General features: G+C 71.4%; 17 protein-coding genes. 10 read left to right on the top strand and 7 right to left on the bottom strand.

Annotated elements, in window-relative coordinates:
• The first annotated feature begins 42 nt into the window (after positions 1–42).
• From OXG55_13540 to OXG55_13570, 7 genes are all read left to right on the top strand, one after another.
• Positions 43–1,260: an ROK family transcriptional regulator gene (locus tag OXG55_13540; protein MCY4104262.1), complete on the top strand. Its 1,218-nt coding sequence runs from the start codon at positions 43–45 to the stop codon at positions 1,258–1,260.
• Positions 1,257–2,534: a M20 family metallopeptidase gene (locus OXG55_13545; GenBank protein ID MCY4104263.1), complete on the top strand. Its 1,278-nt coding sequence runs from the start codon at positions 1,257–1,259 to the stop codon at positions 2,532–2,534. The genes OXG55_13540 and OXG55_13545 overlap by 4 nt, the downstream gene beginning before the upstream one ends.
• A 10-nt stretch (positions 2,535–2,544) precedes the next feature.
• On the top strand, positions 2,545–3,822 hold the full coding sequence (locus tag OXG55_13550) for a substrate-binding domain-containing protein (protein MCY4104264.1): 1,278 nt from the start codon (positions 2,545–2,547) through the stop codon (positions 3,820–3,822).
• Between the two features lie 39 nt (positions 3,823–3,861).
• Positions 3,862–4,860, top strand: a complete 999-nt coding sequence (locus tag OXG55_13555) for an ABC transporter permease (protein MCY4104265.1) — start codon at positions 3,862–3,864, stop codon at positions 4,858–4,860.
• A gap of 181 nt (positions 4,861–5,041) precedes the next feature.
• Positions 5,042–6,247, top strand: coding sequence for an alanine racemase (locus tag OXG55_13560; protein MCY4104266.1), 1,206 nt, complete (start codon positions 5,042–5,044; stop codon positions 6,245–6,247).
• Complete coding sequence (locus tag OXG55_13565) at positions 6,244–7,002, top strand: ATP-binding cassette domain-containing protein (protein ID MCY4104267.1); 759 nt, start codon at positions 6,244–6,246, stop codon at positions 7,000–7,002. Before OXG55_13560 ends, OXG55_13565 begins: the two co-directional genes overlap by 4 nt.
• Positions 7,003–7,216: 214 nt before the next feature.
• Positions 7,217–7,984 carry a glucosamine-6-phosphate deaminase gene (locus OXG55_13570; GenBank protein MCY4104268.1) on the top strand — a complete coding sequence of 256 codons (768 nt, stop codon included), beginning with the start codon at positions 7,217–7,219 and terminating at the stop codon, positions 7,982–7,984.
• A 399-nt stretch (positions 7,985–8,383) separates the two neighbouring features.
• Here the strand turns inward: OXG55_13570 and OXG55_13575 are convergent, their stop codons facing one another.
• On the bottom strand, positions 8,384–9,637 hold the full coding sequence (locus OXG55_13575) for a methyltransferase domain-containing protein (protein MCY4104269.1): 1,254 nt from the start codon (positions 9,635–9,637) through the stop codon (positions 8,384–8,386).
• 128 nt (positions 9,638–9,765) lie between these two features.
• Here OXG55_13575 and OXG55_13580 point away from each other — a divergent pair, with 128 nt between their 5' ends.
• From OXG55_13580 to OXG55_13590, 3 genes are all read left to right on the top strand, one after another.
• Entirely contained in the window at positions 9,766–9,954 is a 189-nt protein-coding gene (locus OXG55_13580; protein MCY4104270.1) for a hypothetical protein, read from the top strand.
• Between the two features lie 117 nt (positions 9,955–10,071).
• Positions 10,072–12,459 (top strand): aerobic carbon-monoxide dehydrogenase large subunit, encoded by a 2,388-nt coding sequence (cutA, locus tag OXG55_13585; GenBank protein ID MCY4104271.1) that lies wholly within the window; start codon positions 10,072–10,074, stop codon positions 12,457–12,459.
• Between the two features lie 10 nt (positions 12,460–12,469).
• Positions 12,470–13,699 (top strand): DUF1116 domain-containing protein, encoded by a 1,230-nt coding sequence (locus tag OXG55_13590; GenBank protein ID MCY4104272.1) that lies wholly within the window; start codon positions 12,470–12,472, stop codon positions 13,697–13,699.
• Positions 13,700–13,885: 186 nt separating this feature from the next.
• Here the strand turns inward: OXG55_13590 and OXG55_13595 are convergent, their stop codons facing one another.
• From OXG55_13595 to OXG55_13620, 6 genes are all read right to left on the bottom strand, one after another.
• Positions 13,886–15,049, bottom strand: coding sequence for a M20/M25/M40 family metallo-hydrolase (locus OXG55_13595; protein MCY4104273.1), 1,164 nt, complete (start codon positions 15,047–15,049; stop codon positions 13,886–13,888).
• 169 nt (positions 15,050–15,218) lie between these two features.
• Positions 15,219–16,442 carry an LLM class flavin-dependent oxidoreductase gene (locus tag OXG55_13600; GenBank protein MCY4104274.1) on the bottom strand — a complete coding sequence of 408 codons (1,224 nt, stop codon included), beginning with the start codon at positions 16,440–16,442 and terminating at the stop codon, positions 15,219–15,221.
• An 11-nt stretch (positions 16,443–16,453) separates the two neighbouring features.
• Positions 16,454–17,020, bottom strand: a complete 567-nt coding sequence (locus OXG55_13605) for a hypothetical protein (protein MCY4104275.1) — start codon at positions 17,018–17,020, stop codon at positions 16,454–16,456.
• A gap of 37 nt (positions 17,021–17,057) precedes the next feature.
• Positions 17,058–18,656 (bottom strand): GMC family oxidoreductase, encoded by a 1,599-nt coding sequence (locus OXG55_13610; protein MCY4104276.1) that lies wholly within the window; start codon positions 18,654–18,656, stop codon positions 17,058–17,060.
• A gap of 158 nt (positions 18,657–18,814) precedes the next feature.
• Positions 18,815–19,843 (bottom strand): LLM class flavin-dependent oxidoreductase, encoded by a 1,029-nt coding sequence (locus OXG55_13615; protein MCY4104277.1) that lies wholly within the window; start codon positions 19,841–19,843, stop codon positions 18,815–18,817.
• A 43-nt stretch (positions 19,844–19,886) separates the two neighbouring features.
• Positions 19,887–20,801, bottom strand: coding sequence for an ABC transporter permease (locus OXG55_13620; GenBank protein ID MCY4104278.1), 915 nt, complete (start codon positions 20,799–20,801; stop codon positions 19,887–19,889).
• Positions 20,802–21,005 lie beyond the last annotated feature (204 nt).

Consider the following 21,005-nt stretch of genomic DNA (forward strand, 5'->3'; position numbering starts at 1 on the left):
GGGGCCTTGACAGAAATAGTTAGTAAGCTAAACTGACAAATAATGCGAGGCCGATCGGACTCCAGCCTGCTGCGGCTGATCAACAGCCGGAAGATCGTCGACACAGTGCTGGCGGTCGCCCCGCTCGGCATCTCCCGGGCCGAGGTGGCTCGAGCCACGGGCTTGTCCAAGCCGACCGTCTCGGCACTCGTGGGTGACCTGGAGGCCGCCGGTCTCATGCGGATGGCCGATCCCGGCAGCCCCAGCGGGGACATCGGTCGCCCCGCGGCGCTCTACGAGATCATTCCTGACTCCAGCCTCGTCATCGGGGCCGACATCGGTGCCACGAAGATCATCGTCGGAGTGGCCGACCTGCTCGGTCGGCCGATGGCGGAGGAGATGATCGAGACTCCTTCGGACGCCGCGGCCGCCGCCGACGCGGTCTGCGACGCCGCGCTGCGGCTGCTCGAAGACTCCGCCGGCGGTTCCGGACGACTCCGCAACGCCTGCGTCGGCGTGCCGGGCGTGTACCGCGCCGACACCGACAGCGTGGAGATGGCGCTGAACCTGCCCGGGTTCGAGGGCCTCAACTTCCATGCGCACCTGACGGATCGGTTGGGCGTGCCGGTGCAGATCGACAACGACGTGAACCTGGCGGCGGTCGGCGAGGCCGACGCCGGCGCCGATCAAACCGATTTCGCCGCCGTCTCCATCGGAACGGGCATCGGGTCGGGACTCATCATCGGCGGCGATCTCTACCGTGGCGGCACCGGTGCCGCCGGCGAGTTGGGGTCGCTGATCCTCCCGACGACCGACGGGATCGCGGGTGCCGGAGGACGCGTGACGCTGGAGGACGTCGCCTCCGCGCCGGCCATCCGGCGGATCTTCGACCGGGCGGTGCGCAACGGCCGATCCTCGGCGCTGGACGGCGGCGCGGAGGTCGCCGACATCTTCTCCGCCGCCGCCGCCGGCGACGAGGCGGCCGGCCACGCCCTGTCGACGGCAGCCGGTGCCATGGCCGATGCCGTGACCCACTTGTGCCTCATCAACGACCCGGCACTGATCATCTTCGGTGGTGGCGTCGGGGCCAACCCCGTCTTCGTGGAGGCTGTGGCCGCCGAACTCGACGGTCTCCTGGCGCACCCGCCGGCGTTGGCGCCGTCGACCCTGGGACGGCGTGCCACGTTCCTCGGGGCGATCTCGCTGGCATTGCGCTCGCTGCGGGAGTCACTGGTCGAGCAGGCGTTGGACGGCCGCGAGATTCGGGGGGCACGCCGGTGAGCGAAGCGGCCGCCGCAGCAGCCGTCGCCGGGGCGGTCGACGCCGAGAGCCTCGTGGACCTCGTGCGCGAGGCCGTTCGCATCCCCAGCGTCACGGGAGCCGAGGCCGACTTCGCCACCTGGGTACGTGACCAACTCTCGGCCGGAGGCTGGGAAGACGTGTGCACCGCTGACGCCGTCCCGGGGCGCCCCAACGTGTACGCAGGCGCCGGCGCCTCCGGCGAGGGTCGGTCACTGGTGCTCGCCGGCCACCTCGACACGGTGGCGGTCGACGACTGGCACCAGGAGTGGTCCGGAACCGACCGCGCCGATCCCTTCGGCGCTCACCTCATCGACGGCGAGATCTGGGGTCGCGGCGTGGCCGACCAGAAGGCCGGCATCTGCGCGGTCATCGAAGCCCTGCGCGCCGTGCGCCGTCGCGGGTACCGGCCCGGTGGTCGGGTCACGGGGCTGTTCGTGTGCGACGAGGAATCGGGCCGGCCCGGCACCGGCGTGTCGGCGGGGATGCGGGCGGCGATGAGCGACGTGTTCGGCGGAGCGGGCGAGGACGGTCCGGCCGACTTCGCCATCTACACCGAACCCACCACCTCAGCGGTCTACACGGCGCAGATGGGCTTCTGCATCGCCGACATCGCTCTCATCGGACGTTCGGCCTATTTCGGGACGCCCGAGTTGGGGGTGGACGCCCTGCGCGCCGGTCACACCTTGCAGACCGAACTGTGGCAGTACTCCGCCGAGCTCGGATCCCGGGGTGGCCACGAGCTGTTGGGAGAGGCGTTCCTGCTGGTCACCAGGGTTTCGGCGGGAGGCAACATCGCCGTTCCGGGCCGCTTCGAGTTGTCGCTGATCCGCAAGATCCTGCCTGGGGAGGACCTGGCTGAAGCGGCCTCCGAGATCGCTGCTATCACCGATGAGGTCGCCGAGCGCCACGGGGTGACGGCCGAGCTTGCGTTCACCGCGCCCCGTGACCACCCGGTCGGCGGCACCCCCGACGAGGTGCCGTCCAGCCACCCCGGCGTCGCCGGGCTGTGCCGCTCCATCGAGGCGACCACCGGACGATCCGCCCGTGTCGAGGGCGCGCCCTACTGGTCGGAGAAGCCTTTCCTGCGCGCCCTCGGCATTCCCGGCGTCTACTTCGCGCCGGGCGACATCGCCAACTGCCACACGCCGTTCGAGCGTCTCGAGATCGACGAACTCATTTCTGCAACCCGCAGCCTGGCGCACTTCGTGGCGTCGTGGTGCGGCGTACAGAAGCTGCAGACAACACCTGGTTAAGGAGGGGTGAATGAAAGCGAAATCCACACGACTGCGACTGCTGACGGCTGTTGCGCTGCTGGCCACGATCGGCCTGCTCGCCGCGGCCTGCGGGGGTGACGACGGGGCCGCGACGCCGGCCCCGCAACCAGCGCCCGCGCCGGGGCCGGAGCCGGTTCCCGAACCGCCGCCACCCGCGCCGGAGCCCCCGGCGCCCGCACCTGAACCGCCGGCACCGGCCCCGGAGCCGCCGGCGCCGGCGCCCGAGCCCCCGCCACCACCCGAGCCGCCTCCCGCGCCCGCCTTCGAGCCGCCGGTGACGCAGGGTCCCGGCGGTGAGGAGGCCACGTCGTCGGCGGAGATCAGCCTCACCGACGCCGAGGCCGACGAGGTGCGCGCCGGGGGCTACACCGCGGCCCTGCTGTGGCACACGGCGGGGGCGTTCACCGACGCCGTCAGTCAGGGCGCCCGCGACGCCTTCGCCGACCTGGGCATCGAGGTGATCGCCGAGACCAACGCCTCTTTCGACGCCGCACAGCAGGCCAACGACGTCGAGACCGTGATGGCCCAGAGCCCCGACATCATCATCAGCCTGGTGCTCGACCCGGTCTCGGGGGCCGAGGCCTTCCGTCCCGCCGTGGACGCCGGGGTGCAGCTGGTGTTCCTCTCCAACGTGCCCGAGGGCTATGTGCAGGGGGTGGACTACGTGGGCCTGGTGACCGACGACTTGGCTGCCATGGGCATCGCTGCCGCCGACCTGCTGGCCGACGCGCTCGGGGGCGAGGGCGAGGTGGGGTTCATCTTCCACGACGCCCCGTACTACGTCACCAACCAGCGCGACCAGGCCTTCAAGGCCTGGATCGAGGGCAACTACCCCGGTATGGAGATCGTGGCGGAGCAGGGTCTGGCCGACCCGGCTGCGGCGGAGGAGATCGCCTCCACACTGCTGACGCGCCACCCCGACCTCGACGGTATCTACGCCCCGTGGTCGGCGGGCCCCGCCGACGGCGTGCTGGCCGCCCTGCGTGCCGCCGGCGCCGCCGACGTGGCGGTGGTGACCCTGGACCTGGACACCAACGTGTCGCTCGACCTCGTGGAGGGCGGCAACATCGTCGGCATCGCCGCCGACGAGGCCTACGATCTGGGCCGGACGATGGCGGTCGAGGGCGCCTACGGGCTGCTGGGCAAGTCCGCCCCGCCGTTCGTGGTGGTGCCTGCCATCGCCGTCACGGCGGACAATATCGTCGAGGCGTATCGGCAGTCGCTCGCCACCGATCCGCCGCAGGTCGTGCTCGACGCGCTCGGGTGACAGCCTGAACCCACCTGCCCCGGCGCGCGGTCTGCTCGGGTGAGCAGTCCCCGCGCCGGGCGCGCCCGCCGGGTTGCTTCCCCCGGCAGCCGGCGGGCGCGCCAGCGCGACCGGGACCTGCAGCAGTACGTCGTCTACTTGGCCTTCGCGCTGATCCTGGCGGCCTTCGCCGTCATCCTGCACAACGACGGCTTCCTGAGCTCGGCCAACCTGCTGAACATCGGCCGCCAGGCTGCGCCCATCGCGGTCATGGCCGTGGGCATGACCTTCGCCCTGGCAGCGGCCGAGATCGACCTCTCGGTGGGTTCGGTGGTGGCGCTGTCGTCGTTGGTGGCTGCGGAGGTGGTGACCGCCGGGGGGTTCTGGGCCGGGACGCTGGCGGCGGTCGGCGTGGGGGTGGCCGCCGGGCTGGTGAACGGGCTGATCGCCGTGAAGGTTCGCATCCCGTCGTTCCTGGTGACCCTGGGCATGCTGGGGGTGATCAGCGGCATCGCCCGCAACATGAACAACCTGCAGTCCTACCCCATCCGCAACGACACGTTCTCCGCCGTCTTCGGTGCCGGGTCGGCCGGTCCGGTGTCGTCGCTGCTGATCTGGACCGTGGTGGCACTGGTCGTGGGTCACGTGGCGCTGCGGCACCTGCGCTGGGGGCGGCACGTGCTGGCGACCGGCGCCAACCGGGAGGCCGCCAACGCCCTCGGCATCCGCACCGACCGGGTGCGCATCGGGGCTCTGGTGGCGAGTGCCACGGCGGCGGCCTTCGCGGGCGTGCTGCTGGCGGGACGGCTGGCCATCGGCCGTCACGACTTGGGCGAGAACGACCTGCTCACGGTGATCGCAGCGGTGGTCATCGGCGGGACGAGCCTGTTCGGCGGGCGCGGCTCGGTGGCCGGGGCAGTGGTGGGCGCGGCCATCATGGCGATGCTGAACAACGGCCTGATCCTCATGGGACTCCGCGTGGCCGACCAGATGATCGCCCGCGGCGTCATCATCGTGCTGGCCGTCGCGCTCAGCATGCGCGAGCGCCGCGAGACTTGAGGGGCCGACGGATGCTTCGGATAGCGGCCGCTGCCATGCCGTCCGGCCTCGCCACGTCGTTCGACCTCGTCGTTCCGGCGAAGAGCCGGCCCCGGACTCGATCCGGGGCCGGAATCCAGGGGCCGGCGACCCGGATGGCGCCCGCAGTGGCCGGGCCGGCGGGGATCCCGGAAGTCCGCTGATGTTCCTGAATGTGCTGCTGCGGCGGAACCGGGCCTTCCTCGAGGCTGCGGTGGCGCTGCACCGGGCGGGCGAGATCCCCGCCGGCAGCTACGTGCTGGACATCGATGCCATCGCCGCCAACAGCGGTGCCTTCTGTGCCGAGGCGCACCGGCGGGGCCTGACCGTCTTCGCCATGACCAAGCAGGTTGGCCGGGCGCCCGGCGCTCTGGACGCCATGGCCGCCGGCGGTGCGGACGGGTTCGTGGCTGTGGACATGGCCTGTGGTCGAGCCATCGTGGCGAACGGCCACCGGCTGGGCCACTTGGGCCACCTCGTGCAGGTGCCTCAAGCCGAGGCGCCCGAGGCGGTCGCGCTGGCACCGGACTTCTGGACGGTCTTCAGCGCCAACAAGGCCGCCGAGGCCGCTGCCGCGTCGGTGGCCGCGGGCCGTACCCAGGACCTGCTGGTGCGGGTCTGCGCCGACGGCGACGAGTTCTACCCGGGCCACGAGGGCGGCGTCCCGCTGGGCGAGCTCAGCGCGTTCATCGGTCGGCTGGGCGAACTGGCGGGGGCGCGTTTCGCCGGGCTGACCACGTTCCCGGCGCTGCTGTTCGACCCCGCCACCGGCGGTGCCCGCACCACCCGCAACGTCGAGACCCTGGCGCGGGCCGCCGAACTGGCGCGCCGGTGCCTCGGGCCCGACGCCGCCGTGGTGATCAACGCCCCCGGCACCACCTCCATCGCCGTGCTGGACCAGCTCGCCGGCGCCGGTGCCACACAGGTGGAACCCGGCCACGGGCTCACCGGCACGACCCCGCTGCACGCTGTGGCCGATCTGCCCGAGCGCCCGGCGATCTGCTACCTCAGCGAGGTGTCGCACCTGCACGGCGGCGTTCCGCTGTGCTTCGGCGGCGGCTTCTACATCGATCCGGTCTTCGAGCCCTACAGCCCGAAGGCACTGATCGCCGCCGACCCGGCCGGCCTCGGCGAGGCGCCCGTGGCGATGGAGTTCCCCGATCCTGCCGGCATCGACTACTACGCCCGGTTGCACCCGCCACCGGGACGGCTGGTCGCCGAAGGTGACACCGTGATCTGCGGGTTCCGGGCGCAGGCCTTCGTGACCCGGGCCGCCGTGGTGGGGATCAGCGGGGTGGCGGCGGGCGTGCCGGCGGTCGCGGGCTGCTGGGACACCCTCGGCCGGACCCTGGAGAGGGGGAACCGATGAGCGCGCCCGCGCTGGTGGCCGAAGGGATCTGCAAGGCTTTCCGGGCGGTGCAGGCGCTGGAGGACGTGTCGATCGAGTTGCGGTACGGCCGGGTGACCGCCCTGCTGGGCGACAACGGGGCCGGCAAGTCCACGCTGGTGAAGTGCCTGGCGGGGGTGTACCAGCCCGACGCCGGCGCCCTCAGCATCGACGGCGTCCGGCGGGCGATCCCGACGCCCGATGCGGCACGCAGCCTCGGCATCGAGACCGTGCACCAGACGCTGGCCGTCATCGACACGCTCGACGTGGCGGCCAACCTGTTCCTGAACCGGGAGTACCTGCGGGGCGGTCCGATCGGCCGGCGCCTGGGGCTGCTGGACCACAAGCGCATGCGCGCCGAGTGCGAGGAGACGCTTGGTCGCCTGGACATCCGCATCCCCTCGCTGCGGCGGGCCGCCGGTCAGCTCTCGGGCGGCCAGCGCCAGGCCGTCGCCATCGGCCGGGCCGTGGCTTGGGGCCAGCGCATCGTGCTGCTCGACGAGCCGGCCGCGGCCCTCGGTGTCGAGCAGACGGCCCGGGTGCTGGATCTGATCCGCAATCTGCGCGACGGCGGCGTGGCCGTGCTGCTGATCACCCACAACATGGAGCGGGTCATCGACGTCTGCGATCACGCCGTCGTGCTGCGCCAGGGCCGCAAGACCGCCGAGGCCGCCGTCTGCGATGTCACGAAGAGCGATCTGGTGGCCTTCATCACCGGCGCGAAGACCACCGAGTGATCGGCACCCGCACGCGGCGCCGCGGCATGGGTCCGATCGCACCGGACGCCCGTGCCGCCCCGATCGGCTCCTCGCCGGCCGCGTCCGGAATCGTCGGTCTCCCTCGGCGGCTGAAGGTGCCCTGCACGGCAGCGGCACGGCCTCGTCGTAGACCGCATCGATGTCGTCGGTCTCCCTCGGCGGGGGAGAGTGCCCTGTGTGGGGCTCCGAGGTTGTGAGCGACCGACCGGTCTCGGAGAGCCTGCGCTTGCTCGTTGCACACGATGCCGGCGAGTTGTCCGCACTCGGGGCTGACTTGGTGCAGGACTGCCTGGCGAGGTCGGCGGCGCCGCTGCTGGGGCTCGCCACAGGCGGCTCGGTGGCGGGGCTCTACCGCGAACTGGTCCGGCGCCACCGCCAGGAGGGTCTGAGCTTCGCCGGAGCGCGGGCGTTCCTGCTGGACGAGTACCTCGGGCTGGCCGCCGACCATCCGAAGGCCTACCGCAACGTGATCCGGCGGCTGCTGGCCGATCACGTGAACTTGGCCCCCGGCGCGGTGACCGGACCCGACGCTGCGGCCGCCGACCTCGGAGCCGAGTGCGCTCGCTACGACGGACAGCTGGCGACCGGTGTCGATCTGCAGATCCTGGGCATCGGCCGCAACGGCCACATCGCCTTCAACGAGCCCGGTTCGTCGCTGACCGGGACCACCCGCGTCGTGACGATCAGTGAGCAGACCCGGCGCGACAACGCCCGCTTCTTCGGTCACCCCGACCAGGTGCCCCGACGCGCCATCACCCAAGGCATCGGCACGATCCTCCGGGCGGCGCAGCTGCTGCTGATCGCAACAGGCGAATCGAAGGCCGCCGCCCTGCACGCTGCGCTGGAAGGTCCGGTGAGCCCGGCCGTCCCGGCCTCGGCCCTCCGACTGCACCCTGCTGTCACCGTCATCGCCGACCAGGCCGCCGCCTCGGAACTTCCCGGTTGCCGCCACTCGCACTGAGCCTGCAGGGTCGAGCGGGCAACGCCTGGCTGTCGCTGGCCAGCCGCGGGCCCGGTGGCCGGTGCCGGGGTTCCGCCGGCGCAGTGGATCCCGGCTTTCGCCGGGATGACGAGGTGGGTGCAAGTGTCACTGGGGCCCGGCGGCCGGTGCCGGGGTTCCGCCGGCGCAGTGGATCCCGGCTTTCGCCGGGATGACGAGGTGGGTGCAAGTGTCACTGGGGCCCGGCGGCCGGTGCCGGGGTTCCGCCGGCGCAGTGGATCCCGGCTTTCGCCGGGATGACGAGGTGGGTGCAAGTGTCACTGGGGCCCGGCGGCTAGTGCCGGAGGTGCCGCTGGGCGGTGGATTCCGGCTTTCGTCGGGATGACGAGAGTGCGTGCGCGGTCAGTGGTGTTCAGCGTGCTATTGCAGGGAGGCCGCGGCGCGGAGGTGGGCGGTGAGTTCGGCGAGCGAGGTGCGGGCGTTGAGTCCGCTCGTGGACGGCATCACGTAGGCGGGGCGGCCGCCGATGCGGCGGGGCTGGGGGCCGGGGGTGGCCCGGCGGTCCACGGCGGCCCGCCAGCCGGCCAGGCCCACGAAGCACACCACGCCGGGCTCGAGGCGCTTCACGAGGCGCTCGAGGCGGGCGAGGCCCTCGGAGTACTCGGCTGCGGTGAGCTCGGCGGCCTGGCGGGTCGGCCGCTTGACCAGGTCGGTCATGCCGATGTTGTGGGCGGCGAGGGCGTGGCGGGGGTCGCGGTCGCGGCTCACCAGGCCGGCGGCGAGGGCTGCCCGCCAGAACCTGTTGGAGCCGCGGGCGAAGCCCACGCCAACCTCCGCGGCGTGGAGGCTGGGGTTGAGGCCGCAGACCAGCAGGCGCATGCCCGGGGCCACGGTGTCGGCGAGGGTGTGCAGCCGCGTGGCCGCCACCAGCAGCACCCTGTTGCGCTGTTCGACGCTCTCGACGGCCAGCCCGGCGCCCACCAGCACGTCCCGCAGCCACCCCTCGGGCCAGCGGGAGAAGCGCCGCCCCGGGAAATCGTCGTCGGCCCGCTCGTCCCACTCGGTGTCGCCGGCGAAGAGGTGAAGCTCGACGGCGGCTCCGGGCACCAGAACGCGGTGCAGGTCGGCCAGCGCCAGGGGCACCTCGGCCCGGGCCAGGTGGATGTAGGAGCGCGAGGCCCAGGCCGCCCGCAGGCAGCGGTCCCGCAGCGGCAGGGCGCGCAGGTCGGCGGCCACCCGCAGAGGGGCGGTGTCCCCGGTCGGTGCGCCGACCTCGGCCAGCATCGCCCGGCTGGCGTCCAGCGCCAGAGCAGGTTGCGGTAGGCCGTCGAGATGCCAGCCGGGCCCGCAGCCCAGGTCAGCGACCGGACCGGCACGCCGCGTGACGCTCTCGCCGGTGCCGGCGGGTGACGGTTGACGCCGAGAGCGTGGGGGCGAGGGGCCGGCGCGCCGCGTGACGCTGTCGCCGATGCCGGTGCTCCCCGGGTCGTTTCCGCCCGCCGGATCACTCGCAGCGTCACCGTCGCCGGGGCCGGGGCCTGCTTCCCCGCCGCCGGAGATCCGCGTCACCCGGGCCGCGAAGCGCTCCAGCCGGTCGCCGTACTGGCGCGTCCGCCGCTGCATCCAATCCTTCGCACGGGACTCATAGACCGCAACGCTGGGTTCATTGCCCATGTCTCACCCTGGTCCGATACTGTGGCATTCCAGACAGACAGCCACCGAACCGGGTGGTCGCCGGCCTGTGGGGGCAGGCAAGAACCGGCGCTCCGCACGGCACCGGCGCAAGGGAATAAGATCGGATCATGACAGAAACCGCCGCCCCCGTCACCACCGAAGAATCCACCAACCACGCTCAGGCGCTCGCCCTCATCGACGGCAAGCTGGGCGAGATCGGCGTGCGCGAGCTCGTGTCGCGCACCGAGTTCACGAACGTGCTGTTGGATCTGCGGCTGCTCCTGTCGGAGGATCCGGAGGCGGTTTCGGTCAACTGACCCGCCGGGCGAATCCGGGGGCGCCGGCGAGGAGGACGCGTCCGGATCCGCCGTCGTCATCGGGCGCGAGGCGGATGGCGGCAGGGCCACTGGGTAAGGCGAGAACGGGGGGCACCAGTGACGACGCGGCTGATCGGCGAGCGTGTTGAGCGTTCGGAGGATCGGCGCATCCTGGTCGGTCGCGGCACTTTCATCGACGACATCGAGCCGGCCGGATGCCTGCACGTGGCGATGGTGCGGTCTACCTGCGCCAACGGTCGCATCCTCGCTATCGAGACCTCCGCAGCGGCGGCCCGGGACGACGTCGTCGCCGTCTACACGGCCGCTGATCTCGGCGAACTCGGCCGGCAGCACCTTCCGCTGCTCATCCCCAACCCCAATCTGACCGAGCCGCGCACCCAACTCCCGCTCGCCTCCGACTATGTGCACTTCTTCGGCGAGGCCGTGGCGATGGTGGTCGCGACCAGCCGGTACGCCGCCGAGGACGCCGCCGAGTTCGTGGCGATCACCTACGAGCCGCTGCCCGCTGTCGTGGGTCCAGTGGCGGCCTTCGAGGGGGACGACCTCGTCCATGCCGACATGTCCGGCAATGTGGCCGCGCACTTCGTCCAGGAGCACGGCGACGTCCAGGCGGCCCTCGCGGCTGCGCCCCGCACGCTCGTGCAGCGGTTCTGGGTGGAGCGCAGCGCGGCCACCCCCATGGAGTGCCGCGGCGTCGTGGCCATACCCGACGAATTCGGGCACCTGCTCGTCTACGACACCTCCCAGGCCCCCAGCACCGTCCGGGCGGGCCTGTCCACCTACTTGAACCTCGCCGAGCACGAGGTGGACGTGGTGGCTCCCGACGTGGGCGGGGGGTTCGGGGTCAAGCTGCCCGTCTTCTATCCCGAGGAGATCCTGGTCCCGTGGGCGGCCTTGCGGCTCCGCAGCCCGGTCAAGTTCATCGAGGACCGTGTCGAGCACTTCGTCGCCTCCAACCACGAGCGAGCCCAGTGGCACGAGGTGCGGGTCGGCTTCGACACCGAGGGCCGCATCCTCGCTCTGCACGACGAGTTCATCCACGATGCCGGCGCCTACTGCCCCTACGGGATCATCATCCCGATCGTCACCGCCTCCCGCCTGCCCGGCCCGTACAAGCTCCCCAACTACGGCAGCGAGATGCACGTCGTGTACACCAACACGGTGCCGGTCACGCCGTACCGGGGTGCCGGTATGCCGCAGGGGGGATTCGTGATGGAGCGGGTGATCGACCTGATCGCCCGGGACCTCGGAATCGACCGGGCCGAGGTTCGCCGGCGGAACTTCATCCAGCCCGACGAGTTCCCCTACGTCGTCGGTCTGATGGACGAGGATGGCCTCACCACCACCTACGACAGCGGCGACTACCCCGCTGGTCTCGACAAGCTGCTCGAGGCGATCGACTACGAGGGGTTCGCCGCCGAGCAGGCCGCCGCTCGCGCCGAGGGGCGACGGATCGGCATCGGTCTGGGGTGCTACGTGGAGGGAACCGGCAGCGGACCCTACGAGGGGGCCCGCGTCCACGTGGAACCCACGGGCAAGGTCTTCGTCACGACGGGCATCTCCACCCAGGGTCAGGCGCACGCCACGATCCTCGCCCAGGTGGCGGCCGAGGTCCTCCAGGTTCCGTTCGAGGACGTGGTGGTGCGCACGGGGGACACCCGCCAGTTCAAGTGGGCGACGGGGACGTTCGCCAGCCGCATCGGCGTCGTCGCCTCCAACGCGGTCGCCCAGGCGGCCCAGCAGGTGCGGGACAAGGCCGCCGAGATCGCCGCCCGCATCCTCGAGGCGAACGAGGCCGACATCGTTTTCTCCGACGGCCACGTTTCGGTCCGGGGTTCGCCCGACGTCCGGGTGCCACTCCGCCAGATCGCCGTGCTCGCCAACCCGCTGCGCTACGCGTTCAGCAAGGAGGCTCTGGCGGCCACGCAGTTCGTCGGCGACGGCGGCGAGGCCGAGGCGCCCCCTGTTTCGGAGGTCGCGCCCGGCCTCGAGGCGACGGCCTACAACAGCCCGCGGCACGCCACGTTCGCCAGCGGCGCACACGCCGTCGTCGTGGAGGTCGAGGTCGAGACGGGCGAGGTCCGCCTGCTGCGCTACGCGATCGTCCACGATTGCGGGCGCATGATCAACCCGGCCGTCGTGGAGGGGCAGGTCCACGGGGGGACGGCGCAAGGCATCGCCGGGGCACTCTACGAGCGGATGCACTACGACGGGGACGGACAACTCCGGAACGCAGGATTCGCGGACTTCCTCATCCCGTCGGCGGCAGAACTGCCTACGTTCCGTGTGGAACATGTCGAGACGCTCTCGCCCTTGAATCCTCTCGGTGTCAAGGGCGTCGGGGAGGCGGGCTGCGTCCCCGCGGCGGCTGCGATCATCGGAGCGGTGTCCGACGCCGTCGGCATGGAGATCACCGAGAGCCCGCTCAGCCCCGAGCGACTGGTGGAGTTGATCGAGGAGTCGAAGCTGCGGGTCCGTCCGTGACTCCACGGCGATGATCGGACCGGCCACAGGGGCCGCACTCGAGGCGCTGGATTCGACGCAGGTGCGTGCGATCGGCGTCCGCCCGGCGCGCGACGTGACCGGCGCGGTCGGTGAGCGCCGGTACCTGCACGCCGGCCCGCCGCTGGGCGGCGGGGACATCGTCGGTCCCCTCCGCGGCGCCCTCATCGGGGCGCTGATGCTCGAAGGGGAGGCCGAGTCTCCCGAGGCGGCCGCCAGGATTCTCGACGGGGGCGGCTTGGCGCTGGCCTCCTGCCACGACAACGGCGGGGTCGGGGCCATGGCGGGGGTGGTCACGCCCTCCATTCCTGTCGTCGTGATGGAGACCGATCAGGGCTCGCGGGCGTTCTCGCCGCTGAACGAGGGACTGGGCAAGGCGCTGCGCTTCGGCTCCTACGATCCGGCGACGCTGGATCGGCTCCGCTGGATGGGTGCGGTCGCCGGCCCTGTGCTGGACGCGGCGCTCGGCGCCGTCGACGGGCTCGACATGGTCGAACTCTGGGCCGAGGGATTGCGCCGGGGCGACGAGTGCCACAACCGCAATGTGGCCTCCAGCGCCGCCGTGCTGGCCCGGCTGGCCCCGTCGATCGTGGCCGCCGCCGATCGCCAGGATGCGGTCGACGTTCTGTCCCATGTGGCCGCCAACCCGCACTTCTTCCTGGCCCTGTCCATCGCGGCGGCCAAGGTTGTCGCCGACGTGGCGCAGATGACGGGTGATCCGGGCGTCGTCACGGCGATGTCGTCCAACGGCGCCGACCTGGGCATCAGGGTCAGCGGTGCGGGCGACCGCTGGTTCCTGACCAACTCGGTGATCGGCGAGCCGAAGCTGTTCGAGGGCTACGAGCCGGCTGACGCCTCTCCGGTGCTGGGCGACTCGTTCATCGCCGAGACCGTCGGCCTGGGGGCCTTCGCCCTGTCGGCGTCGCCGGCCATCGTCTCGTTCGTGGGGGGCGATCCGCTGACCGCCTCGGACACCGTGGAGGAGTTGCGGGGCATCTGCCGGGGCGCCAGCTCCCGGTTCCTCATCCCAGCCGAGGGCTTCGGTGGGACGCCCATCGGGATCGACGTCCACAAGGTGGCGGCCACGGGGATCGCGCCCCTGGCAAACGCCGGACTTGCCCACCGCGAGCCCGGGCGGGGCCAGGTCGGCGCCTGCCTGATGCGCCTGCCACTGGAACCGTTTATAGAGGCGGCCGCTTTCCTGGATAGGCACGCGAACTAGCGTGACGAACCAGTTCGGCCGTCATTCCGGGCAGGCCGGAATCCAGCGCTGCGAGCGGTCCGGGTGGGGCTGCCGGTGGCGCTCCGGCGGCCTCTGGAAATGGCACGCCTGCGCTCGCCCCCGGCAGCCCCACTCTCGCGATCCGGCAGTCGCCGGCAGTCGACTGCTCGGGCGACCGGCAGCCTCTCAGGTCAGAAGGTCCAGGGCCGTCGCCGTGTAGACCTGCGCGGACAGCGCCACGGCGTCGAGGGCGACCGATTCATCGATCGTGTGCCACATTCCCTGCTCGCCCGCTCCTAGCATGACGGCGGGGATGCCGCGGCTCGAGAACAGCCCGGCGTCGATGCAGCCGTGGGAGTAGGTGAGTGGGGGACCGGGGTGCCCGGCCGCCGCGAACGCCGCCCGGAGGGTGTCCACGAAGGGGGAGTCGGCGGAAACCTCTGACGGGTACATCAACGGGCCGGGCTCGACGTCGATGTCCCAGCCGTCGATTCCCTCGACTGCCCGGCGGATGTCCGCCAGGGCCTCTTCGGGATCGTCGCCAGGTAGGAGTCGCCGGTCGACGGTGATCTCCACGAGATCGGGAACGGTGTGCGTGGCGTTGGGGCTGCTGTGCACGGCCGTGGGGGTGAGGGTCGGTCGCCCGAGATGCGGGTGGTCGCCGGCGAGCGCGATCCCATCGAGGACGGCCAGCACGCGGCGGGCACCCTCGATGGCGTTCTTGGTGCGCCAGGGCATGGAACTGTGTCCCGCCAGCCCCGCCACGCGGATGGTGGCGTCGACTCGCCCCTTGTTGGCCACGCAGATGGCGTTGTCCGTGCCGATCCCCACGATGCACGCCGCCGGCGCCGTCCGCTCCTCGTAGCCGGCCAGAAAGCTCCGGGCCGTATCGTGCCGCCCGGTCTCACCCGCCGGCGACACGCACAGCACCAGCGGCCCCGCCAGGTCACTCTCCCTCGCCGCCACGGCGCCGACGGTAAGGATCGCCGCAGCCAGCGCCCCCATCTGCTCACTGGCACCACGCCCGCGCACCCGAGTCGCGCCGTCCGCACCCACGATCCGGCTCGCGACGAACGGATCCACCATCCGGCCCGCGGGATGCGTCATCGCATAGCAGAACAGAACCAGCCCCCGCGCCTCACCACCCCCGACCTCGCAGATCACATTGCCGGCCTCGTCGGTTGTCGTGTGCAGCCCGAGTTGCTCCAGTTGGGGGACAACCACCTCCTGCAGGAACGCCCGGATCTGCGGGTCGTCCTCGAAAAGGTCCGTCTGCTCCGAAGGCGTCTCCAGCAAAGGCCGCAAAACCCGCTCCACGCGGCCCTCGCCAAATGCGGAAATGTCGGTCATTTCAGATCACTCCCAATGACGTGAGGCGCGTCTGCCGGGACCCGCGCGCGAGGGTGGGGATGCCGGGGGCAAGCGCAGGCGTGCCATTTTCAGAGGCCGCCGGAGCGCCACCGGCATCCGCACCCGGACACCCGCGGACCACCGGCAGCCCCACCCGGACAACCGCGGGCTAGCGGCGCAGGCCCATCTTCTTGAGGCGGGGGAAGATCTCGTCCTCCATCTGCTGCAGCCCCAGGAACGGGTCGAAGAACGAGATCAGGGCGCTCTCGATTCCGGCCTCGTACAGCTCTCGCAGCTGCTCGGCCACGGTGTCGTAGCTGCCCACGAACTGGTGGGCGCCGATGCCCAGACCCATGCGCATGAAAAGGTCCCGACCGATGCCGCCATAGGGGTCGGCGCTCTCCTCCTCCGCCTCGATCCACCCGAACGTCGACGAGATGTGCTGCCGCTTGGCCGACTGGATGAAGTTCATCGTGGCCTGGTGGTCGATCTCCTCGGCGATCCATTCGGCGGTGGCCTGCGCGGCTGCGTCGGTCTTGTCGATGATGGGCCACAGCTGCGTGGCCACGAGCACCCTCCGGCCGTAGGAGGCTGCCTTGTCGTGGATGTCCTTGGCGACGGTCCGGTAGTTCTCGATCTGGGGCTGGATCTGGAAGATCCATTCGGCGTGCCGGCAGGCGAAGTCGATGCCGACCGGGGACTGCCCGGCCTGCATCAGCAGCGGGCGCGGCTTGCGGGTCGGCTTGGGGTTCACGTAGGCGCCGTAGCACTGGTAGTACTCGCCCTCGAAGATGATGGGCACGTCGGAGGCCCACAGCGCCTTGACGAGGGTGAAGAACTCATCGGCGCGCCGGTAGGACTCGTCGTGCTCGGGCGGCTCGATGTGGCCGAACGCCGCATATTCCTTGGCCGAGTAGCCGGTCACCATGTTGAGTCCCCAGCGCCCGTCGGAGATGTGGTCGACGGTGACCCCGAACTTGGCGAAGTGGAACGGGTGGAACTCGTAGTTGCTGTGTGCCGTGGAGAACTGGAGCATGCGACTCGTGATGGAGGAGGCGGCTGCCGCTGCGGTGAGTGATTCCAGGCAGGTCTCGTTCCAGTCGGTGTCGCCCCCCTGGCCGATCCAGCGGGCGAACGGCACCTGGTAGTCGAAGCCTATCCGCTCGGCCTCGGTGATCAGTTTCGAGGCCAGCGGCCACTGCCAGTAGTTCTGGTACCGGTCGGGGTCGGCCAGCACGGCCTTGGAGCCGGTGGAGCCCCCCTGGATGTTCCAGGCGAACAGCCCGAGCTGGAGGGGCTGGCCCAGATGGGGGTCGGGCTGCCCATTCGGTTCGTACGGACCGGTGAGTTGTTCGATCTTCTGTGGCTTGGTCCCGTAACGAGTCGTGACCACGATGTCCCCCTTTAGTTCTGCGAGTTCTGCGTTTCGTCCGGTGGAGTTGTTCGGTAGATCGGGCCCCGGTCGATCACCTCGTCGAGGAGTCCCTCCTCGATGTAGGCCGGAAGCTCCCCGATGTCGATGCGGAGTGCCTCCTGACCCGCGTAGTGAAGCAGTTTCCTGACTTCGGTGCTGATGTAGTAGCCGCCGAGCACCAGGACCATGAGCGCACCGAAGCCGTCGGGATCGGTGGCGGCGAGTTGCTCGAGCACCTCGGGGCTGGGAGGGTCGGCGCAGGCGGTCACGGCGCGCCGGCAGTCGGCGGCCAGGTCGGGTCGGGCCCGCAGCGCCTTGTCCAGGAGTTCCCCGGCGATCCCCACGGAGCTGGCCGCGGGCATCTCCCGGTAGGCCGGCACCAGCACGTCGGCGATGCGTGCCAGCCGGGCGCGGAACGCCTCGTCGAAGTCCTCGGGGCGCCGCGGGTCGGTCACGGCAACCGCCGCGGTGGCTGCCGGCGCCTGGATTCCGGCTTGCGCCGGAATGACGACGTGTGCGTCGTCGTGGCTTGGGAGTGCGGGGGGTGAACCGACCACGGCGATCGTCTTCGTCCGACTGGCGAGCGCGGGGTCCTCATGGCACCCGCTGCTGCCGGCGCGTCTCGATCAGGCGCTCCGTGGCCCGGAGGGCCAGCGCGGAGATCGTGGCGGTGGGGTTGACACCCCCGGAGGTGACGAAGACGCTGCCGTCGATCACGTACAGATTCTCGACGTCGTGGCTCCGGCACCAGCGGTCCACGACGGAGCACTCCGGATCGTCGCCCATCCGGGCCGTGCCGAGGAGGTGCCAACCGGTGCCCCGCACCTGCGGGGTGACGACCGTCTCGTAGGCGCCCGCCTCGCTGAGCGACTCGGCGGCCCGGGCCGCCTGGAAACTCAGCAGCCGCCGGGAGTTCTCCGACACCCGGTACTGGATCCGGGGTGCCGGGACGCCGTCGGGGTCTGCCAACTCACCGTCGAGGGTCACCCGGTTGGCGTCGTCGGGCAGGTCCTCGCCGATGATGCCCCACATGATCGAGTGGCCGAGGTTCGTGCGGACCCGCTCGTGCAGCGCGGTGCCCCAGACCGGGTCGCCGCCGAAACCCAGGGCGGCGCCCAGCGGCCCGCCCGTGGGTTGCAGCCCCCACTTGGCGCCGCGCACGAAGTCCCGTCGGGGGTCGGTCTCGTAGAACTCCATGCACTGCAGGCTCTGGCCCCAGTGCCCCTGCCAACTCGGCCAGTGGCGGTCGAACAGCCCGATCACGGTGCCGAACGGATGCATCATGAGCCGCTTGCCGACGAGGCCGGAGCGGTTGGCCAGGCCGTCGGGGAAGCCGGTGCTCGTCGAGAGCAGCAGCAGGCGGGGTGTCCCGATGCCGTTGGCCGCCACGAGCACGACCGATGCCGGCTGGTGCCGCTCGTGGCCGTCGCGGTCCACGTAGATCGCGCCGGTGGCGAGGCCGCGGGCATCGAGCGTGATCTGGCGCACCCGGGCACCGGTCACGAGGCGCGCACCGAAGCGCTCGGCGTCCGGCCAGTGGGTCTGGTCGGTGGAGCCCTTGGCGCCCTCCCCGCAGCCCCAGGCGCAGGTGCCGCGCTGGACGCAGGGCCGCCGCCCCCGGTAGCGCCGGGAGGCGATGGCGTTGGTGCCGGGCCACCAGTGCCAGCCGAGACGGTTGTGCGCCCGGGCGATGTCGGTGGCCACCTCGGGTAAGGGCAGCGGGGGCAGGGGAGGCTCGGCTCCCGGCGGGTAGGCGGGATCGCCGCCGATCCCCGAGACGCCGAAGTCGACGTCGGAGCGTTCGTAGTAGGGCTGGAGCTCCTCGTAGGTCAGGGGCCAGTCGTCGGCCACGCCGTCGAGGGTGCGGACCCTGAAGTCCGACGGCGCCAGGCGGGGCCACTGCGCGGCGAACTGCACGGTGCTGCCGCCCACGCCGTTGAACATGAGCGGGTCGATGTCGGACTCGCTGACCTCGACGGGATAGTCGGCGCGCGCCCGGCGGATGTTCGGGTCCCAGGTCCACTGTTTGAGCCCGGTGAGCTCCCAGTCGTCGTAGGCGCCGCGGTAGGCGCCCGGATCGGACCGCTCGCCCTGCTCGAGGCACACCACGTCGAACCCCGCCTCGGCGAGGCGCCGGGAGGCGACCGCTCCCGAGGCGCCGGCCCCGATGATCAGGACGTCGGCCGCGCTCACGTGACCGCCGGGATGATGTGGGATCCGAACACGTCGATCAGGTCCAGGGGGATCAGGACGTCGGTCACGCTCACGTGACCGCCGGGATGATGTCGGATCCGAACACGTCGATCAGGCCCAGGGGGATCAGGCCCAGGGGGTCAGGACGTCGGTCGCGCTCACGTGACCGCCGGGATGATGTGGGATCCGAACACGTCGATCAGGCCCAGGGGCAGCTCGTAGGACGGGAAGCCGCGGATGTAGAAGTTCCTGACACCTGCGTCGCGGGCCCGGCGGATCTTCTCGGTGCACTCGGCGGCCGTGCCCACGACGCAGAACCGCTCGGCGTAGCGGCGGCCGTCGGTGTCGCTCACCCAGCGTCCGGCCACCTCGGCGGCGTGCATCCAGTCCTCGGCGTGGGTCATGTCGGGGTACACGTCGGGCACGACAGCGGGAACGTCGATCTCGATCCCGGCGAGTTGCAGGGCGCCGGTCGCGCCGACCTGAGCCAGGCCCACGCAGACCGGTTTGGCGACCCGGGCCGCCTCGGTCGGGTCGTCGGTGATGTGGCAGAACGTCCCGACGCAGATGTCCAGATCCTCGAGTGACCGCCCGGCGCGCGCCGCGCCGTCGCGGATGTGGCCGAGCGCCCGCTCGACCAGCGGCTGGGCGAGCCCGGCCAGCACGATGACCCCGTCGGCGATCTCGCCGGCCAGTTGCAGGGCCTTCGGGCCGGTGGCGGCCATGTAGACCGGCACCGGAGTGGGCACCTTGCCGTGGAGGTGGATCTCCCGCCCGCCGTAGTCCGCCGGATGGCCGTCGAGAAGCCGGCGCACGGCGCCGATGTTGCGGCGCATCTCGGCCAGGCGAGTCGGCTTCATGTCCAGCAGCTTGATGGCGCTGTCGCCGCTGCCCACACCGAGGATCGTGCGCCCGGGGGCGACCTCGGCGACGGTGCGGGTGGCGGCCGCGGTCACGCTCGGGTGCCGGGTCTCGAAGGTCGTGACACACGAGCCGACCCGGATGTTCCGGGTCTCGAGCGCGGCCACCGCAAGCGTCGCCCAGACGTCGCGCCAGAGGAACTGCGAGTCCGGGTACCAGGCGATGTCGAACCCGGCCTCCTCGGCCATCCGGGCCGCGGCGCCAGCCGTCCGGACATCGGTGCAGGGGGGTAGGCGGATTCCGAAGACGGGTGCCGGTGCGCTCACTTGCCGGGATCGCTCACTCAGAGGTCGCTCACTTGAAGGGCGCTCACTTGAAGAGATACAGGGGACGGCCCTCCTCGCGCGGCGGCAGCACCTTCCGGCCCGAGACGGCGATGGCGACGATCGTCACGATGTAGGGCAGGGCCAGCAGCAACTCGCCGGCCACGGGGATGTCCCGGGCCTGGAGCTGGAATCCGAGGGCGTAGGACGCGCCGAAGATCACCGCGGCCGCCGCCGCACCCGATGGGTTCCAGCGTCCCAGGATCACGATGGCGATGGCGATGTAGCCGCGCCCGCGCACGATGTCGTGCAGGAAGAGGCGGATGTCGGCCAGGACCATGTAGGCGCCGGCGAGGCCACCGAGAATGCCGCTGACCGTCATCGCCACGAGGCGGACCCGCAGCACGTTGACCCCGGTGGCCTGGGCGCCCTCGGCGTACTCCCCGCAGGCGCGCAGGCGGATCCCGACGCCCGTCCTGAACAGCACGTACCACGCCACGGGAACACACAGGTAGGTGAGGTAGGCCATCCAGTGCTGATCGGCCAGCACGCCGATGCCGGGAATGGCCGCCAGCCCGGGAATGCGCTGCGTGAACGAGCCCCGCGGGACGGACATGGCCTCCAACCCGCCGCGGCGGATCAGCACGTCGAACAGGTAGCTGGTGACGCCGAGAGCCAGGATGTTGAAGGCGATCCCCACGACGACCTGGTCCCCCCGCAACCCCACCGTGATCCAGCCCAGGAGCAGCCCGAAGACGGCGCCGAACAGCAGCGCGAACCAGAACCCCGCCTGCTCCGCGCCGAAGGAGGCGGCGGCCCAGGCCGCCACCCAGGCACCGACCAGCATCAACCCCTCCAGGCCGATGTTGAGCACGCCCGAGCGCTGGGCGATCACACCCCCGAGCGCGGCGAGCAGCAGCGGGACGCCCGCCACCACCGTGGCGTTCAGGACGTCACCCACGTGACGGATCCTCACTCACGGGACGGCTCCTCGCCCGATCTGAACCCGGTCTTCCGGGACCGGCATTCCCCCCATGCGGCGAATACTACAGATCACTTTCGGCGCCGTTGCCGAAGCCACCGATCCGGCCGGCGCCGGACCGCTGCACCGCGCCACCGGTGGCCTTCCCGCCGCGGCTCCCCGCCGGCGGCCGATCGGTCGGGG

The organism is bacterium (genome assembly GCA_026708055.1).
Classification (GTDB): Bacteria; Actinomycetota; Acidimicrobiia; order Acidimicrobiales; family CATQHL01; genus VXNF01.

Bases quoted from the DNA above. Each gene is read 5' to 3' on its own strand.
- OXG55_13540 (MCY4104262.1), top strand. From the start codon at position 43: ATGCGAGGCCGATCGGACTCCAGCCTGCTGCGGCTGATCAACAGCCGG.
- OXG55_13595 (MCY4104273.1), bottom strand. From the start codon at position 15,049: ATGACCGACATTTCCGCATTTGGCGAGGGCCGCGTGGAGCGGGTTTTG.
- OXG55_13575 (MCY4104269.1), bottom strand. From the start codon at position 9,637: ATGGGCAATGAACCCAGCGTTGCGGTCTATGAGTCCCGTGCGAAGGAT.
- OXG55_13550 (MCY4104264.1), top strand. From the start codon at position 2,545: ATGAAAGCGAAATCCACACGACTGCGACTGCTGACGGCTGTTGCGCTG.
- OXG55_13560 (MCY4104266.1), top strand. From the start codon at position 5,042: ATGTTCCTGAATGTGCTGCTGCGGCGGAACCGGGCCTTCCTCGAGGCT.
- OXG55_13580 (MCY4104270.1), top strand. From the start codon at position 9,766: ATGACAGAAACCGCCGCCCCCGTCACCACCGAAGAATCCACCAACCAC.
- OXG55_13565 (MCY4104267.1), top strand. From the start codon at position 6,244: ATGAGCGCGCCCGCGCTGGTGGCCGAAGGGATCTGCAAGGCTTTCCGG.
- OXG55_13590 (MCY4104272.1), top strand. From the start codon at position 12,470: ATGATCGGACCGGCCACAGGGGCCGCACTCGAGGCGCTGGATTCGACG.